The organism is Billgrantia zhangzhouensis (genome assembly GCF_021404465.1).
Classification (GTDB): domain Bacteria; phylum Pseudomonadota; class Gammaproteobacteria; order Pseudomonadales; family Halomonadaceae; genus Halomonas; species Halomonas zhangzhouensis.
This window is the reverse complement of sequence record NZ_JABFTT010000007.1, coordinates 84231-99817: the sequence shown is the minus strand read 5'-3', so window position 1 is coordinate 99817 and position 15587 is coordinate 84231. Positions and strand designations below refer to the sequence as shown.

At 65.4% G+C, this 15587-nt stretch carries 16 protein-coding genes and 1 tRNA gene; 6 read left to right on the top strand and 11 right to left on the bottom strand.

Features of this window, described 5'->3' with window-relative positions:
- Positions 1-7 precede the first annotated feature (7 nt).
- From HOP51_RS10615 to HOP51_RS10600, 4 genes are read left to right on the top strand one after another with little or no spacing between them, the layout of a single operon-like run.
- Positions 8-1078, top strand: coding sequence for a ChuX/HutX family heme-like substrate-binding protein (locus HOP51_RS10615; RefSeq protein WP_234273882.1), 1071 nt, complete (start codon positions 8-10; stop codon positions 1076-1078).
- Entirely contained in the window at positions 1075-1971 is an 897-nt protein-coding gene (locus HOP51_RS10610) for a heme/hemin ABC transporter substrate-binding protein (RefSeq protein WP_234273881.1), read from the top strand. The genes HOP51_RS10615 and HOP51_RS10610 overlap by 4 nt, the downstream gene beginning before the upstream one ends.
- Positions 1968-3026 carry a FecCD family ABC transporter permease gene (locus HOP51_RS10605; protein ID WP_234273880.1) on the top strand — a complete coding sequence of 353 codons (1059 nt, stop codon included), beginning with the start codon at positions 1968-1970 and terminating at the stop codon, positions 3024-3026. Before HOP51_RS10610 ends, HOP51_RS10605 begins: the two co-directional genes overlap by 4 nt.
- Positions 3020-3778: an ATP-binding cassette domain-containing protein gene (locus tag HOP51_RS10600; protein WP_234273879.1), complete on the top strand. Its 759-nt coding sequence runs from the start codon at positions 3020-3022 to the stop codon at positions 3776-3778. The genes HOP51_RS10605 and HOP51_RS10600 overlap by 7 nt, the downstream gene beginning before the upstream one ends.
- A gap of 64 nt (positions 3779-3842) precedes the next feature.
- Here HOP51_RS10600 and HOP51_RS10595 read toward each other — a convergent pair whose 3' ends face one another.
- The 8 genes from HOP51_RS10595 to HOP51_RS10560 form a co-directional block, all read right to left on the bottom strand.
- Positions 3843-4331, bottom strand: coding sequence for a 20S proteasome subunit A/B (locus tag HOP51_RS10595; RefSeq protein ID WP_234273878.1), 489 nt, complete (start codon positions 4329-4331; stop codon positions 3843-3845).
- Between the two features lie 163 nt (positions 4332-4494).
- A complete protein-coding gene (locus HOP51_RS10590; RefSeq protein ID WP_234273877.1) occupies positions 4495-5577 on the bottom strand; it encodes an App1 family protein in 1083 nt (360 codons plus the stop codon).
- Between the two features lie 319 nt (positions 5578-5896).
- Entirely contained in the window at positions 5897-7336 is a 1440-nt protein-coding gene (gene cysN, locus HOP51_RS10585) for a sulfate adenylyltransferase subunit CysN (RefSeq protein WP_234273876.1), read from the bottom strand.
- The gene (gene cysD / locus HOP51_RS10580; protein ID WP_234273875.1) at positions 7336-8307 is read right to left on the bottom strand and encodes a sulfate adenylyltransferase subunit CysD; all 972 of its coding nucleotides are present in this window, start codon (positions 8305-8307) and stop codon (positions 7336-7338) included. The genes cysN and cysD overlap by 1 nt, the downstream gene beginning before the upstream one ends.
- 119 nt (positions 8308-8426) lie before the next feature.
- The gene (locus tag HOP51_RS10575) at positions 8427-9161 is read right to left on the bottom strand and encodes a phosphodiesterase (protein WP_234274000.1); all 735 of its coding nucleotides are present in this window, start codon (positions 9159-9161) and stop codon (positions 8427-8429) included.
- Positions 9161-9610 carry a DUF1249 domain-containing protein gene (locus HOP51_RS10570; protein ID WP_234273874.1) on the bottom strand — a complete coding sequence of 150 codons (450 nt, stop codon included), beginning with the start codon at positions 9608-9610 and terminating at the stop codon, positions 9161-9163. The genes HOP51_RS10575 and HOP51_RS10570 overlap by 1 nt, the downstream gene beginning before the upstream one ends.
- Before the next feature lies 1 nt (position 9611).
- Positions 9612-10256, bottom strand: coding sequence for an NUDIX domain-containing protein (locus HOP51_RS10565; RefSeq protein ID WP_234273873.1), 645 nt, complete (start codon positions 10254-10256; stop codon positions 9612-9614).
- 114 nt (positions 10257-10370) lie between these two features.
- Positions 10371-11006, bottom strand: coding sequence for a tetratricopeptide repeat protein (locus HOP51_RS10560; protein ID WP_234273872.1), 636 nt, complete (start codon positions 11004-11006; stop codon positions 10371-10373).
- A 204-nt stretch (positions 11007-11210) separates the two neighbouring features.
- Between HOP51_RS10560 and greB the strand changes: the two genes are divergently transcribed.
- Positions 11211-11759: a transcription elongation factor GreB gene (greB, locus tag HOP51_RS10555; protein ID WP_234273871.1), complete on the top strand. Its 549-nt coding sequence runs from the start codon at positions 11211-11213 to the stop codon at positions 11757-11759.
- On the opposite strand, the gene HOP51_RS10550 is transcribed toward greB, so the two are convergent.
- Genes HOP51_RS10550 through HOP51_RS10540 form a run of 3 tightly spaced genes read right to left on the bottom strand, consistent with a single transcriptional unit; the run spans position 11729 to position 15081 of the window.
- Positions 11729-12739, bottom strand: coding sequence for a methyltransferase (locus HOP51_RS10550; RefSeq protein WP_234273870.1), 1011 nt, complete (start codon positions 12737-12739; stop codon positions 11729-11731). The genes greB and HOP51_RS10550 overlap by 31 nt on opposite strands.
- Entirely contained in the window at positions 12736-13542 is an 807-nt protein-coding gene (locus HOP51_RS10545) for a methyltransferase domain-containing protein (protein WP_234273869.1), read from the bottom strand. Before HOP51_RS10545 ends, HOP51_RS10550 begins: the two co-directional genes overlap by 4 nt.
- Before the next feature lie 30 nt (positions 13543-13572).
- A complete protein-coding gene (locus HOP51_RS10540; protein WP_234273868.1) occupies positions 13573-15081 on the bottom strand; it encodes an amidase in 1509 nt (502 codons plus the stop codon).
- Positions 15082-15199: 118 nt separating this feature from the next.
- Here HOP51_RS10540 and HOP51_RS10535 point away from each other — a divergent pair.
- A tRNA-Arg gene (locus tag HOP51_RS10535) sits at positions 15200-15276 on the top strand.
- Positions 15277-15587: the final 311 nt, after the last annotated feature.

The window sequence follows — 15587 nt, the reverse complement described above, 5'->3', positions numbered from 1 at the left end:
GACATCAATGAACGCAACGACCCAGACCCGTCAAGCCATTCTCGAAGCCCTGGGCGCTGCCCGTGCCGCTTCCCCTCACCTGCCGGCATTGGAGATCGCCCGTCGCCTGGAAATCAGCGAGGGCGAGCTGCAGGCCGCCCGTCTCGGCCGCGACGTAGTCACCCTGCCGCTGTCGCCCCATGCACTGGCATCGCGATTTCACCAATTGGGCGAGGTCAAGGCATTGACCCGCTCACGCCACGCCGTGCTTGAGCAGCACGGGCAATACCCCGTACTGCGCGGCTCGGAGCAGGCCGGCCTGCTGCTCGCCCCTGGCGGCCTCGACCTGCGCCTGCACCTTGCCCAGTGGCACTGGGCCTGCCTGATTCAAGATAGCCTGCCAAGAGCGGGCGGCGATAGCACGGAGCGCCTGAGCCTGCAAGTCTTCAACCGCCATGGCATCGCTCTGCACAAGGTATTCTCTGTGGCGAAAGAAGCATCTCCGGCATGGCAAGAGCTGGAAGCGCTGGGCACCTCCGATACGCCGGCCTTCACTCAGTTCGTCGAACCGCAGCCGCAGCCGCGGCCACTGCCACTGCCACTGCCTCCCACACTCGCCGACGAATGGGCGCGCATGAGCGACGTGCATCAGTTCCTGGGCCTGCTGCGCCGCTACGAGCTGCGCCGTCACGAAGCCAACACGCTGATGGAAGGACGCTTCACCCGAGCCCTGCGGCCCGAGGCTTGTGGACGAGCGCTGTCCAATGCCGCGGCAAACCACCTGCCGTTGATGCTGTTCGTCGCCAGCCCCGGTTGCGTGCAGATCCGCACCGGACGAATTCCCGCACCACAGCGCATGCGCGGCTGGCTCAACCTGTTCAGCGAAGATTTCACTCTGCACCTGGACGACGCCAACATCGCCCGCGTGTGGCAGGTACACAAGCCCAATCGCGACGGTGGCGTCACCAGCCTGGAAGCGTTCGATGCCCAGGGCGGGCTGGTGCTGCAGATCTTCGCCGAACGCCGCGAGGGCCAGCCCGAGCGGAGCGAATGGCGTCAGCTGTTGGACGAACTCGACGCCCGAGAGGCCGCAGCATGAGACTCCCTTCCTGGCTGCCCTGGCTGGCCAGCCTGGCCATGCTGATGGTGCACATGCAGGCTTCTGCCGCACCGCCACGCACCGTGGTAATCGGCAGCGACGTAGCCGAGATCCTTGCCGCGCTCGATGCGCTCGAAGGAGTGGTGGGACGTGACGACACCAGTCAGTATCCGGAGCGCGTCGCTGCTCTGCCTTCGGTGGGCTACCTGCGGCAACTGGCGGCGGAGGGCATTCTCTCGCTTGCCCCCGAGCGGCTGATCGTTGGTGCCGCCGCCGGCCCGCGGGAAGTGCTGGCCCAACTCGAGGCCGTCGGTGTCGAAGTGGTGCGCATCGAGCAAGGCGCGAACCTTGCAGCACTACCTGCCAAGGTCCGGGCGGTGGCCAGTGCCATCGGTCGCGATGACGCTGGCGATACCTTGGTGAGCGAGATCGAGGCGGAATTCGCCACGCTCGAGGCGCAGCGCCAGACGACACAAGGGCCCGGGCCGAGCGCCATGTTCCTGCTCAGCCATAGCGGCATGACGCCCATGGCAGCGGGGCGCGGCACCGCCGGTCAAGCCGTTATCGAGGCAGCCGGGGCACGCAATGCCTTCGCCAGCTTCAACGGCTACAAGGCGGTGAGCGCGGAAGCCCTGGTGGATGTAGCCCCAGAGGTGGTGATCGCCACCCGCAGCGGGCTCGAGGGCATCGGCGGCGAGGCACGGCTGTGGCAGTTGCCTGGCTTGGCCATGACGCCGGCAGGACACGAGCGCAACCTGGTCGTATGCGACGACCAGGCGCTGCTCGGTTTCGGCCCGCGCACGCCCGCCACGTTGAAGGCCCTGCATTTGGCGTTGCGTTCCGCTGTCACGGATGCCGCCCACGAGGGGGACTGCTGGAGGGTAACATCATGAGCCGTGCCGCCGCCCTCCCTCAACGGCGAATCGCCGCAGCATCAGGCCGGCACGGCGGGGTCTTTCCGCCCGCTCGGGTGCTTCTCATCCTGAGCCTGGCCGTGCTGGGGGCGCTGCTGGTGGCGGCCATGAGCGGCAGCGCCGGGCTCTCACCCAGGGTACTGCTCGGCGAGTGGCCCACCCCGTTGGCCTGGAAGGTGTGGTGGCAACTGCGTCTACCGCGTCTGCTCCTGGCAGCCCTGGTCGGCGCCATGCTGGCCGGCAGCGGCGCAGCCATGCAGGGGCTGTTTCGCAACCCGCTGGCCGACCCCACCCTGCTGGGCCTGGCCAGCGGCGCAGGGCTCGCCGTGGCGCTGTGGATCGTGCTGCTGGATGGCGCCGCCGGCAGCTATGGACTTTATGGTCAATTCCTGGCCGGGTTCCTCGGTGCCTTGGGCGTATGCGTGCTGGTGTTCGCCCTAGGCCAGCGTCAGCAAGGCCAGGAGGCCCTTTTCACCCTGCTGCTGGCGGGCCTGGCGATCAATACCCTGGCAGGCGCCATGGGTGGCGTGATGGCCTTCATCGCCAGCGACGAGCAGTTGCGCCAGCTCAGCCTGTGGGGCATGGGTAGCCTCTCCCATGCGCTGTGGAGCGCCACCCTGGGCGCGCTGATTGGCATTCCGCCGGCATTATGGTGGCTGCTGCGCTGCGCTCGTGGGCTCGATCTGCTGCAGCTCGGCGAGCTGACCGCCCACGCTGCCGGACTCGACGCGCCACGCCTCAAGCGCCGCGTGGTACTGGCCACGGCGCTGGGCGTGGGGCTATGCGTGGCACTGGCGGGCATCATCGGCTTTCTCGGCCTGCTGGTACCCCACTGCCTGCGCCTGTGGCTGGGGCCAGGGCACCGGTTGCTGCTGCCCGCTTCGATGCTAGGCGGTGCCTTGCTGCTGATCGTGGCGGATACTCTGGCGCGTACCTTGGCGAGCCCGGCCGAGATCCCGGTGGGACTGCTCACCAGCCTGCTCGGTGGACCCTACTTCCTGTGGCTATTGCTCAAGCGGAGAGTCCCATGCTGACCCTGGCCGACGCCGGTTTTGCCAAGGCGCCAGCGCTCACGCCGTTCAGCGACTGCCTCATCCCGGGAGAATTACTTGCCATCGTCGGCCCCAACGGGGCCGGCAAGAGCACCTTGTTGTCGCTGCTGTCGGGCTATCGCCGCCCGGATGAGGGCAGCGTCTGCCTGGACGGCACGCCACTACATCGCTGGGATTCTGCCGCACTGGCCCGACGCCGCGCCCTGGTGGCGCAGACGCTAACCTTGGGCTTCGACTGGCCGGTGCGTGAGCTGGTGGCGCTGGGTAGCGAGGCCTCGCCGGCCGATGTCGATGAGGCGCTGGACTTGCTCGATCTCCAGGCGTTCGCCGAGCGTGGCGCCCTGGGCCTCTCCGGGGGCGAAGCCCAGCGGGTGATGATCGCACGGGCACTGTGCCAACTGGGTCTGGGGCACAGCACAGAGGATTCACCGGGCCGCGTGCTGCTGCTCGATGAACCCACCAGCGCCCTGGACATCGGCCAGCAGCAGCGCCTGATGCGCTTGTTGCGTCGCCTGGCACAGGAACATCGGCTGGCCATTGCCTGCGTGCTGCACGATCTCAATCTGGCGGCACGCTATGCCCATCGCGTCTGGTTGCTGGAGCGCGGGCGCCGCATTGCCGCAGGCGCACCGCACGAAGTGCTCGACGGCCGCACCCTGGCCCGGGTCTTCGAGGCCGAGCTGGTAGCCTGCCGTCAAGCCGATGGCTCACCGCTGGTATTGCTGGCACCTTGACACTCCCCCCCAAACGCAGCAGCCCCGGCCGATGGCCGGGGCTGCAGGAGAGAACTAGCCGATATCAGGTCGTCGCGGGTTCCGGTTCCGCCTCGACGTCCCGCATCAACGTCTCGAAGGGCACTCCGGCCCTGGTCACAGGCGTAACGGACTGCACCTCGCCGCCGCTATCGTGGTCCCGCGTCTTGGCATACTCCACCGCCTCGATGGCATTCTTGCCATGATCGATGGCGGCCAGCGCCCACTTCCAGCCGGTACCATAGGCAACAGGCCCCTTGACCGGGATGCGCACCAGCTTGTTGAACATCTCGAAGACACCATCGGGCCCGGCAAGGATCATCTCGACCCGCGTCACATGCGGCTTGTCATTACGTGGCGCCCCGGCGTTGAGCCACTCCATGACCTCCCACCACTCCTGCTGCTCGCCGGCGAAGGCCACCCACTCGCCGTTGTCGAGCTGGAACAGCTTCTGCGCATGGTTGTAGGTTGAGCCGTTGACACTGATCAGCGAATCCGTCGCCAGCGTAGTCCCATCCCATACGATCGTGGTCATGCAAGTACCTCTCTGAAACGTAGCGGACCTCAACGAGAAATTAACGAAGCCCTTGCGTCCGGCGCAGGATAAAAGCGAAAAACGCAAGAAATCGACACACAGAATAACGAATTTGCAACCCGTCAAAGCGATGGAGTCGCACCTGGAGCAGCATCAGATCCGACTATGAACGCGACGCCTGACGCACCCACTCGAGCCCCTCCTCGGCGATCAGCCCCTGGGTGAAAGCATGCTCGGCCATGGCAAGGCTGTCCTCGGCCAGCACCAGATCGCAGCCGGTATGACGAATCTCTTCGCGCAGTGCATCGATCGCACGTTCGCGCTCGGGCCGGCGCTCCACCCGGCGAATGTAGACCGCCCGGATCCGCTCGGGATACTCGTGCACGATCCGGGCATAGACCTCGGGATCGTGCTGGCCGCTGTCGCCGATCAGCACGCAAGGCAGCTCGTCACGCATCGCCAGCATGTGCTGGATCAGGTCGTACTTATGATCCTCGGCTCGGCGCGGCCAGGGCTTGCGCCAAGAGATACCCCACTCGCGTAGAAACAGGATCGGCCCGACCGGAATGCGATTGAGCTGGAAGAACTCCTCCAGCATCTCGTAGATGCTCCAGGGCCCGCGCGAGACGTAGAGAATGGGTCTCCTGGCCTTGCCGCTGCTGCCGACATGCAGCGCCTGGTAGAGAGCCACCACGCCAGGAAAGGCCATGCGCTGGTGCGCCTGCTTGACGAACAGGCGATGCAGCATGCGCAGCTTGTTGGCCACCCCGGTGTACATCACCGTATCGTCGATGTCGCTGATCACCAACAGGTCGGCCTCGGCCGGGGGGATATAGACCTCGGTGAACGACTGTACCGGCTCGATGTCCGGCAACACCACGTGCAGCTCGGCATGATGCCAGGCACTATCCTGCGGCAGAGGATGCGTCAGCGGCATGTGTACGTCGAAGTAGCCGTCGCGGTCGGTCGTCACGGTGGTGACGTTCTCTCCCAGCGTCACTTCGACGGTCACCTCGGGGAGCCCGTGGCGAAAGATACGCCGAACGATGTCGGCAAGATCGCGCAGTATACCGTAGCGCGGGATCACCTCGCCCAGCGCGGCCTGCTTGAATACCCGCCCCATGAGGAACGCCTCATGACGGGAACCGTAGCCACGGTAGGGATGCACCACGTAACCGCCACGCCCGCGGTCTTGCCTCATCGGGCGGGCGGCAATGCGCAGAAGACGCCTGACGAACCCCGTCATTCGCCCTCCTGCGGTGTGCCAGCTTGCTGTGGGCCCTTCGAACGCTGCGCTATCGGCCGATCCTGGCAGTACGGCATGTCTCCTCCCTGACACTACTCGACAGGGCCCGGCAAGCGCCGAGCCCTGTCCCTAGTGTGGAGGATGTGGCAACAATATCAACTACCTACGAATCACTTGGCCAAACTCTCGCAGGGAAGCACCGCCCACAAATTCGTCGGGAACGAATTTGAACAGCCTTCAGGCTGGCCTGAAGGGTAGCCGCCAGGGATGGCGGCTATAGCGCAGCGGTTCGCTCGCGCAGGTATTTGTTCAGGCTTCCCTAGCGCAAGAGACCGCGCACGTCCCTGGCCTCCCAATGCGGGAAATGCTTGCGAATCAGTGCATTGAGATCGAGTTCGAAGGCGGCCCAGTCGACCTCGCCCTGTGCCTGCCCTGTCGCCTCGGCTGCGCTGCGCACCATGCCCGCCCCTACGGTCACGTTGGAGAGCCGGTCGATGACGATGAAGCTGCCAGTACCCGGACTCTGATCGTAGGCGTCGAGCGACACTTCGGCGGTCAGCTCGAGCCGGCAGCGGGCGATGGCATTCAGCTCCAGGCAGTTGGCCTCATGCCGCTCCAGAGTGTTGACGTCGACTTGGTGGTGAATCGCACTCACGCGCCCGGCCACCGAACGCCCGGCCAGGCGGATGTCGTACTGCCGGCCTGGTGCCAAGGGCTGTTCGTGCATCCACACGATATCGGCATCGAAGGCATTGGTCAGGGTGACGTCGGCATCCTCCGCCACGATCCAATCGCCGCGGGAAATATCGATCTCGTCCTCGAGAGTCACGGTGACGGCCTGACCCGGCCACGCCGCCTCCAGGTCGCCATCGAAAGTGACGACCCGCTCGATGCGGCTGCTCTTGCCCGAGGGCAGCGCCTTGATCGCCAGGCCGGGGCGCAGCACACCGGCCTCCAGCGTACCGGCATAGCCACGGAAGTCGAGGTTGGGCCGGTTGACGTACTGCACCGGGAAGCGCAGGTCAGCCAGGTTACGGTCACGGCTCACCTCCACGGACTCCAGCAGTTCCAGCAGCGCCGGCCCTGCTTTGCCGTCGATCTGGTACCAGGGCGTGCGGTCGCTGCGGTTGACCACGTTGTCCCCTTCCAGCGCCGACATCGGTACGAAATGCAGATCCTTGACCGAGAGCTGCTCGGCAAAGCGCCGGTAGTCGGCGACGATCTCGTCGAAGCGCGCCTCGTCGAAGCCCACCAGGTCCATCTTGTTCACCGCAATGACCAAGTGCTTGATGCCCAGCAGATCGGCAATGAAGCTATGGCGCCGGGTCTGGGTCTGCACACCGTAGCGGGCATCGATCAGGATGATCGCCAGGTTGGCGGTGGAGGCCCCGGTAGCCATGTTGCGGGTGTACTGCTCGTGCCCCGGGGTGTCGGCGATGATGAACTTGCGCTTGTCGGTGGAGAAGAAGCGGTAGGCCACGTCGATGGTGATGCCCTGCTCACGCTCCGACTGCAGGCCATCGACCAGCAGCGCCAGGTCCACGGCATCGCCGGTGGTGCCGCTCTTCTTGGAGTCGCGGGTCAATGCCGCCAGGTGATCGTCGAAGATCATCTTGGAGTCGTGCAGCAGCCGGCCGATCAGGGTCGACTTACCGTCGTCGACACTGCCGCAGGTGATGAAGCGCAGCAGGTCCTTGTTCTCGTGCTCGCGGAGGTAGGTTTCGATATCCTCGGCGATCATTGCAGATTGATGTGACATTAGAAGTATCCCTCGCGCTTCTTCTTCTCCATCGAGCCCGCCTGGTCGTGGTCGATGGCCCGGCCGCTGCGCTCGCTGGTACGTGTCAGCAGCATCTCCTGAATGATCTCGGGTAGCGTGTCGGCCCTGGACTCCACCGCACCGGTCAGCGGGTAGCAGCCCAGCGTGCGGAAGCGCACCCACTTCTCCTCGGGTACCTCACCGGGGACGAGCGGCAACCGCTCGTCGTCGACCATCACCAGCATGCCGTCGCGCTCCACCACCGGGCGCGGGGCGGCGTAGTAGAGCGGCACGATGGGGATCTGCTCCAGGTAGATGTACTGCCAGATGTCCAGCTCGGTCCAGTTGGAGAGCGGGAAAGCACGGATCGACTCCCCCTTGTTGACCCGGGCGTTGTAGAGATTCCATAGCTCGGGACGCTGGTTCTTGGGGTCCCAGCGGTGGAACTTGTCACGGAACGAGAACACCCGCTCCTTGGCACGGCTGGCCTCTTCGTCGCGGCGGGCACCGCCGAAGGCGGCGTCGAAGCCGTATTTGTCCAATGCCTGCTTGAGCGCCTGGGTCTTCATCACGTCGGTATAGCCGCTGGAGCCGTGATCGAAGGGGTTGATGCCCGCAGCCCGCCCTTCCTCGTTGGTATGCACCAGCAGTTCCATGCCGACCTCGGCAGCCATGCGGTCGCGGAAGGCAATCATCTCGCGGAATTTCCAGGTGGTATCCACGTGCAACAGCGGGAACGGCGGCGGCCCGGGGAAAAAGGCCTTGCGCGCCAGGTGCAGCATCACCGAGGAGTCCTTGCCGATGGAATAGAGCATCACCGGGTTACGGAACTCGGCGGCCACCTCACGGATGATATGGATCGACTCCGCCTCCAACTGCTGAAGATGGGTCAGCCGACGCGGCGACAGGGAGGCCGGCGAGTCGGAAGCCGGAGCTGCCGGCTTGTGCTCGGGAGCGTGAAGACTGGTCATCGGCCCGGATACCTCGCATGACGAAGGGCAAGTAGGATCATGCGCACAGGGTAACCTTGGGCCGATAATAACGTAAAAGAATGATTACCTATCTTTTTAGACCAAAAAAGAATCGAAGCTCACAGATCGACACGCTCGACCCAGGTCAGCCACTCCTCACCGCGCAGGTCGAAGATCCGGTAGCCGGGACGCGATGCCTCGTCGATGGCGAAGCCCTCAGAGCCGGGCAGGAACTGATCGGTCGTCGAAGGGCAGCCGTAGACCAGCACTTCGCCATGCTCGAGTACTTGCCGCCCGGCAAAGGCCTGGTGAATGTGGCCGCAGAGAATCGCCCTGACCTGCGGGAAGGAGGACAGCATCTCCCACAGGGCGTCGCGATCCTTGAGCCCGATCTCGTCGATCCAGGCCGAGCCCACCGCAAGCGGCGGATGGTGCATCGCCAGCAAGGTCGGCCGTTCGTCCTCGGCGAGACGCTCGGCGAGTTGCCCCAGGCGTGCCTCACCCAGCTCGCCATGAGCCTGCCCCCGAACCCAGGTATTCACGGTCAATAGCCGCCAGTTGGCCAGGTCGATGACATCATGGAAGCCCCTGATCTCCTCCATCAGCCCGGGCTGGTCGTGGTTGCCGCCCAGCCAGAACCAGGGGCACTCGAGCGTCGAGAGGACACGATGGGCATGCTGGTAGGAGGCTGCCGTCTCGTCCTGGCTGATGTCGCCGGTGACGAGAACCACGTCGGGGCGCGTAGCCCGCACCGCTTCGACCACGGATTCCAACTGGCACAGTGGGAAGCCGGCACGGGAACGGGCTTTGGGGTCGGCGTGCAGGTGGCAATCGGTGAGCTGTACCAGACGCATCATCCCGGCAGTTCCGTCAGGTTGGTAGGATGCCCATGCTCGAGGCCATGGGCCAGCCACTCACCGAGGAAACGGTTGAGCTGAAGCTTTTCGTCGGGCTGGTGCATGCGCACGTTGGGATAGCGATAGCGCCCGCTGAAGTGGCGTTCGCGCTGAAAGTCGGTGACCTCGGCCATGCGTACGTCGTGGTAGAGATGCACGCGCATGCGTGGGGGCTCGATGACGGCATCCATCAAACCGCTTTGGCTGACCCGGGCAATGGTGGTATAGGGCGCCTGTTCCAGCACCGTCAACCACAGGGTACCGAACCAGCCACGCTGGCCAGACAGCTCGAACTCGCGCGTCTCGCCCATCCCGAGGCCGCCCATCAGCCGCGTCAGGCGCAGGTAGTTGGCGCTGCATTCCCCCTGCAGGCTCTTCAGATCGGTGACGTAGGCGGTTCTTGCCACGCTACCCCCTTGCTCGTAGTGATGCCCGTTCCGCCGCTAGCCAGTAGAAGGCGATCAGACACATGGCATTGTCGAGTCGCCCGGCCAGCAAGAGTTCCCAGGCACGCTTAAACGGTAGCACGTGAACGCGGATATCCTCATGCTCTTCGTCCAGGCCATGCACGCCACCCAGCCCATCGCAGTCGACCAGGGCGCAGAACAGTGTCACCCGCTCCGTACAGGCGCCTGGGCTTGGATAATAAGTGTGCAGCTCGATCAGTTCGGTGACATCGCAGCCGGCCTCCTCCATGGCCTCGCGGCGCGCCACCTCGGCCGCGCTCTCGCCGGCCTCCACCAGCCCGGCGACGATTTCGAGCTTCCACGGCGACTCTGGATCGTCCAGCGCACCGGCGCGAATCTGCTCCACCAGCGCCACGCAGTCGCGCTCGACATCATAGAGCAGCACGCCTACGGCATCGTGGCGCACGTGGACTTCACGTACCATTTCGGCGCTCCAGCCGCCTTCGAACAAGCGATGACGCAGACGGACCTCGTCCAGGCGAAAGAAGCCCTGGTGCAGGGAGCGGCGCTCCACCAGGTCGACATCGGCAGCGCCGAAGCCGGGAAGCTGGGCGGTATCCTGGCCGCGATCGGAATTATCGGTCATGCAGGCCTCCGAGTCTGCGAATGGCGACTATTATGGTGACCGGGGCCGATCATGCCAACCGCTACCTGTCGCTACCATGCGCCTCATGGACGAGGCGCATGGGGAGGGAAGGCATCACAGCCGGGAGAGCAGCGATCTGGCCTGCTGACGCAGCGCCTCGTCCGAAGCCTGGCGATCCTCGCGAGCGGTGCCGTCGACGGCGCGCTGGGCGTGCTCACGCGCCTCCTCACGGCGCCCCTCGTCTTCGAGGAAGGTGGCGTAGTAGAAGTTGGCGTCGATGCCATCGGGGCGGATCTGCAGGGCCTGTTGGAACATGCGCTCGGCCGTACTGCTATTGCCGAAGCCGATGGGCCTGCCCGGCGCGCGATCGTACAGCGCCCCCAGCGTGACGTAGGCCGAGCCGTTGCCTCCCTGGGGATCGATCTCGATGGCACGCTCCAGCGCATCGCGCGCCGAGCGGGCACTGCCCAGGGCACCCAAGCCGCTGCGCTCGCGGGCATGCGACGCCTCGATGATGCCGTACCAGACTAGCGGCTGCGCGATGCCGGGGTTCGCTTCCACCAGCAGCTCCGCCTCCTCGGCGAGCGACTGCAACGCCGCGCGGCGCTGGCCTTCTGCCCGCTGCGTAGCGATCTGTTCCCAGCGCTGCTTGAGCGCCTCGACTTCGCTTTCCCAGGCTAGGGCGCCGGTAAACGGTGCAAGCAGAAGGCCGACTCCCAGGGCGGCACCGATGAGCTGACGTCGTAACATGTCCAGACTCCTTTCTTCATTCGCTTGTTATTGGCTGACGGATTCTCGGCAGCGGCGTGGCACCGCTCCCGGCAATGTAACGAACGTTTGAATGATTCGCCAGCCCGAGCCTCGACGGCTTCTGGCTCACGGGCCAACAATGACGTATGTTGCCTTTCTCGTCGTAAGAACGCACTCGCCGCAAGCACGTAGGAGCGTAACGCCATGAAGGGCCGCAACATGACGCGCTGGCGCGATCCCGCCAAGGACCCGCGCCAGGAACCCAAGAGCAACTTGATCACCGCCGAGGGGGCCGAGCGCCTGCGCGGCATTCTCGATCACCTCTCGCGGGTCAAGCGCCCCGCTCTCTCGGCCAAGGTCGGCGAAGCCGCAGCGCTAGGCGACCGCAGCGAGAACGCCGACTACACCTACAACAAGAAGGAGCTCAACCGGGTCATCGCGCGTATCCGCTACCTGACCAAGCGGCTCGACGAGTTGCAGGTGGTGGACCGCCTGCCGGCGGATACCGACAAGGTCTATTTCGGCGCCTTCGTCACCCTCGAGGACGAGGAGGGTGAAGAGCTGTGCATCCGCATCGTCGGCCATGACGAAACCGATACCGGCAAGCGCTGGATCAGCGTCGACGCCCCGCTGGCCAAGGCGCTGCTGGGCAAGGCATTGGACGACGAAGTCACGGTAAAGGCACCGGCAGGCGATACCACTTATATCATCATCGATATCGCCTATCGGGACTCAGCCAACCGCGCCCAATAAACCCGGAACCGGCGGTCATCGGCAACAATCTGAAAGCCGCCGAAAGCGCTCTCGAGCAGGTCCGGATAGGGCAGGAAGGCATTGGCCACCAGCAGCAGCACTCCGCCCGGCAGCAGGTGTTTCGGCGCTTCGCGTATCAGGCGGCCGGCAGGGCCGTAATCGATGCTGCGCTCCTGGTGAAACGGCGGGTTGCTAACGATGGCGGCAAAGCGACTCTCGCCGAGCCCCGAGTAGACGTCGCTGGCCACGGCCCGCCCCTCCAGCCCATTGGCCGCCAGGGTGCGCCGGGTCGCCTCCACAGCGAAAGCGTTGACGTCCACCGCCGTCACGGCATGACCACGGCGGGCCAGCCAGGCAGTGAGAATGCCATCGCCGCAACCCATGTCGAGGACTTCCTTCGCCCTGTTGGGCGCTGGCAGTTCGGCCTCGAGCCGCTCGAGCAGCAGACGGGTGCCCTCGTCCAGCTTGCCGTGGCCGAATACGCCGGGATGACTGGCAAGCGTCAGTCCCTCGGCTTCGAAGGTGGTCCAGGCCGCATCCGGATCGATGCCGACATTGCCAAGGCGCGTCTCGAACAGAATGCAGCGCCGCGCGCTATCGAGCTTGCGACAGCCCAGCCCCAGCGCCGCCAGCACCTTGAGCACGCGCTTGATGCCGCCCTGATTCTCCCCCACTAGTTGCAGGCGCGTACCCGACGGCAAATTGGCACATAGCCATAGCAGCCACCATTCGCCCAGGGCGTGGGCCTTGGGCCAGAACAGCACTGCCCCGGGTGGCTCATTGACGGAGCCGGCATCGAACGGCGAAAAAGCCGGGCGGCCACGTTCCCGCCAGGCCGCCAGCACGCCATGATCGGCGCTGAGCACACTGCCTGCTCCTGTCTCGAGCCAGGCATCCCGCGGCGGCGCCACCCACAGCCAACCGCGATAGTCGCAGTCCTGACGCTCGAGCAGTTGGCAGACCGACGTCTCGGCACTCATCGGGCTTTCTCCTCGGGCGTGCGCTCCTCCTGCACCAGCGTATAGAGCAGGTAGCGGCCCAGGCGCCAGTGAGGCTCTTCCTGGCAGTAGCGGTGTTCCAGTGCGACCAGGCGCTGCCAATCGGCCTCACTGGTCGGCGGATGACGCAGGTAGTCATGAAAGATGCGAATGCCCGCCACCGAACGAATCGACAGCCCGCATTCACGGCTCCAGGCGACGATCTGCTCATGGCACAGCGGCGAGATGGGGGTCAGCCGCTGGCGTTTGCCGGTGCCCTCGAGGCGGTCGTCCAGCGCCTTCTGCAGGTTGCCCTTCACCACGTTGGAAAAGCGCAGCGCATCGCGGTTGAACACCATCAGCGAGAGCTGGCCGCCGGGAGCGAGGCTCTCCGCCAGGGTGGCAAAGGCCGCGCGGGGGTCGCTCAACCACTCTAGCACGGCGTGACAGGCAACCAGCGGCCAGGGCCCGGCAGCACGCTCCGGCAGTGCCTGCAGCGGTGCCTGTACGAAGCTCACCGGCAAGCTATCGAGCATCTGCCGGGCCTGGTCGAGCATATCCCCGGCCGGCTCCAGCAGGGTCACCGCGTGGCCGCGCTGGGCGAACCAGGCGGAGAGCTGCCCCAGCCCACCACCCACGTCCAGCAACGGCTGGCCGTCGAGATCGAGCATTTCCGGCAGCAACGCATCGAGCATGGCCAGGCGCAGCGCACCGCGCGGCCCGCCATAGAGACTGCCGGCGAATTTTTCGGCCAGACCATCGAAATGACGGTCACCGGCCGGTGAAAGAGGGGAAGATTCGATCATGGCGTACGGCTTAGGTGTGTGGCAGGCATTCTACCTGTCTTGCATGGGCCTGGGCAGGTACCGGCCCCACTGCACCTCGGCCTCGACCTGTGCCGCCAGCGCCAGCAGGCGGCGCTCGTCGCCCATGGCTCCGAGCACCTGCACGCCGACGGGCAAGCCATCCGGCGTGACGTGCAGCGGTAGCGACATGGCCGGCTGCCCGGTGAGGTTGGCCAGTTGAGTGAAGGGCGTGCGGGCCAGGGCATCACGCACCAGGTGCTTGAGCATGCCCGCCTTGAGCGCCAGCTTGGCCAGGCCGGGGATCGCCAGCAACGACATCAAGCGCTCGTGCGCGCGGGGTGGATAAAGCTCGCCCAGGCGTGGTGCAGGCGCCGTGGCGACCGGCAGCAGCAACACGTCGTAGCGGCGATGGAAAGCCCCCATGGCACGTGCCATCGCGTTCCAATCACGCTTGGCCAGCTCATAGTCGCGCACCGGAAGATGCCGGCCGAGCCGGGCAATGGCTTTCGTAGAAGGCTCGACCTCTAGACGCGTGACAGGCACACCGGTCTCGCGGGCAATCCACACCAGGTCGGCGGTGAGATGCCCCAGATAGAGCGACAGATAGGCATTGGCCAGGCGCTCGCCATCGACCGGCGGATCGGCCCATTCGACGTGGTGTCCGAGCCCTTCGAACCTGGCGGCGGCCTGCTCCATCGCCAGGCGCACGTCAGGATCGAGCACGCGGCCCAACGGTTTGCTCATTGGCTCGCCCAGCGACGCCGCCACACGCAGCGGGCCGGGAGGGCGCTCCAGCGCGGCCAGGAACCCCTGTTCGCGCCTGATGGGATAGGGAGCGCCCTCGTCCATGCCGTTGGTGGCGTCGAGCAATGCCGCGCTGTCCCGGACCGAACGGGTTACGGCATGTTCGACCACGGCGCCCTGCCACACCTCGGCATGCAGAGGCCCCAGCGGCACCCGGCCGCGCGAGGGCTTGAGACCGAACAGCCCGCAATAGCTGGCGGGAATGCGGATCGAACCGCCACCGTCGCCGGCCATCGCCAGCGGCACCAACCCACCGGCAACCGCCGCCGCTGCCCCGCCACTGGAGCCACCGGGAGAGCGACGCTCGTCCCAGGGGTTGGCAGGATGGGGAAAGGCGCGGGGCTCGGTGATACCCATCAGCCCCAGTTCGGGCGTGGCCGTCTGGCCGAGAATGGCCAGGCCGGCCTGGCGCAGCCGGGTGATCAGGGTCGAGTCCTGGGGCGGTCTCCACTCGGCCAGCGCGGCACTGCCAAAAGCCAACGGTTCGCCCTTGATGGCCATCAGCAGGTCCTTGGCCAATGTCGGCACGCCGCCAAAAAGTGCGTCGGGTGCGACGGTGTTCGCCTCGGCCCTGGCGCGCTCGAAACGGGTGCGCACCACCGCCCTCAGTCGCGGATTGTCGCGTTCGATGGCACGGCAGGCGGCGTCGAATACCTCATCGCGGCTCACCTCGCGCTTGCGTACGAGTTCGGCCAGGCCCAGCGCATCGTACCGGCGATACTCTTCGAGCTCCATGTGCCACCCCTTCCCCATCGGACACTCGAATAATGCCGGTTAGCCCCTCCCGGGGCAACGTCGCCCTGGCCAACGGTTTATCTCGTCGACACAAGCGCTTATAATGCGCAGCCGTGTTGCCCCCTTAGCTCAGCTGGATAGAGCGTCCCCCTCCTAAGGGGAAGGTCTCAGGTTCGAATCCTGAAGGGGGCGCCAGTCAATCCCGGATCGGCTGCTTCATCACTCGACCACACAGACATAATGGGAAAAGCTTCCAGTTGATGAGACAGCGCCCAGAAACTCACGCAATGTCCAATATTGAAAGCTCATTCCACCGACCGTCATCGAAGTCGGGGCTCAGCGGAAGGTGTGTTCACCGGCCGGATACGCATGAGAAGCGCAAAGCTCACCAAGGGGGTACTAAAACAACCCATAAGTGTGGCTCGTTCAGAAGCCGCACTAGACCAATTCTGGGGGAAAGGTCAAGATCACTATGGATGACAAGAGGCGTCGTATACCAAAAGCCC

Bases quoted from the DNA above. Each gene is read 5' to 3' on its own strand.
- cysN (WP_234273876.1), bottom strand. From the start codon at position 7,336: ATGTCACATCAATCTGCAATGATCGCCGAGGATATCGAAACCTACCTC.
- HOP51_RS10600 (WP_234273879.1), top strand. From the start codon at position 3,020: ATGCTGACCCTGGCCGACGCCGGTTTTGCCAAGGCGCCAGCGCTCACG.
- HOP51_RS10550 (WP_234273870.1), bottom strand. From the start codon at position 12,739: ATGAGTGCCGAGACGTCGGTCTGCCAACTGCTCGAGCGTCAGGACTGC.
- HOP51_RS10540 (WP_234273868.1), bottom strand. From the start codon at position 15,081: ATGGAGCTCGAAGAGTATCGCCGGTACGATGCGCTGGGCCTGGCCGAA.
- cysD (WP_234273875.1), bottom strand. From the start codon at position 8,307: ATGACCAGTCTTCACGCTCCCGAGCACAAGCCGGCAGCTCCGGCTTCC.
- HOP51_RS10565 (WP_234273873.1), bottom strand. From the start codon at position 10,256: ATGACCGATAATTCCGATCGCGGCCAGGATACCGCCCAGCTTCCCGGC.
- HOP51_RS10590 (WP_234273877.1), bottom strand. From the start codon at position 5,577: ATGACGGGGTTCGTCAGGCGTCTTCTGCGCATTGCCGCCCGCCCGATG.
- HOP51_RS10545 (WP_234273869.1), bottom strand. From the start codon at position 13,542: ATGATCGAATCTTCCCCTCTTTCACCGGCCGGTGACCGTCATTTCGAT.
- HOP51_RS10605 (WP_234273880.1), top strand. From the start codon at position 1,968: ATGAGCCGTGCCGCCGCCCTCCCTCAACGGCGAATCGCCGCAGCATCA.
- HOP51_RS10595 (WP_234273878.1), bottom strand. From the start codon at position 4,331: ATGACCACGATCGTATGGGATGGGACTACGCTGGCGACGGATTCGCTG.
- HOP51_RS10575 (WP_234274000.1), bottom strand. From the start codon at position 9,161: ATGCGTCTGGTACAGCTCACCGATTGCCACCTGCACGCCGACCCCAAA.
- HOP51_RS10560 (WP_234273872.1), bottom strand. From the start codon at position 11,006: ATGTTACGACGTCAGCTCATCGGTGCCGCCCTGGGAGTCGGCCTTCTG.
- HOP51_RS10615 (WP_234273882.1), top strand. From the start codon at position 8: ATGAACGCAACGACCCAGACCCGTCAAGCCATTCTCGAAGCCCTGGGC.
- HOP51_RS10610 (WP_234273881.1), top strand. From the start codon at position 1,075: ATGAGACTCCCTTCCTGGCTGCCCTGGCTGGCCAGCCTGGCCATGCTG.
- greB (WP_234273871.1), top strand. From the start codon at position 11,211: ATGAAGGGCCGCAACATGACGCGCTGGCGCGATCCCGCCAAGGACCCG.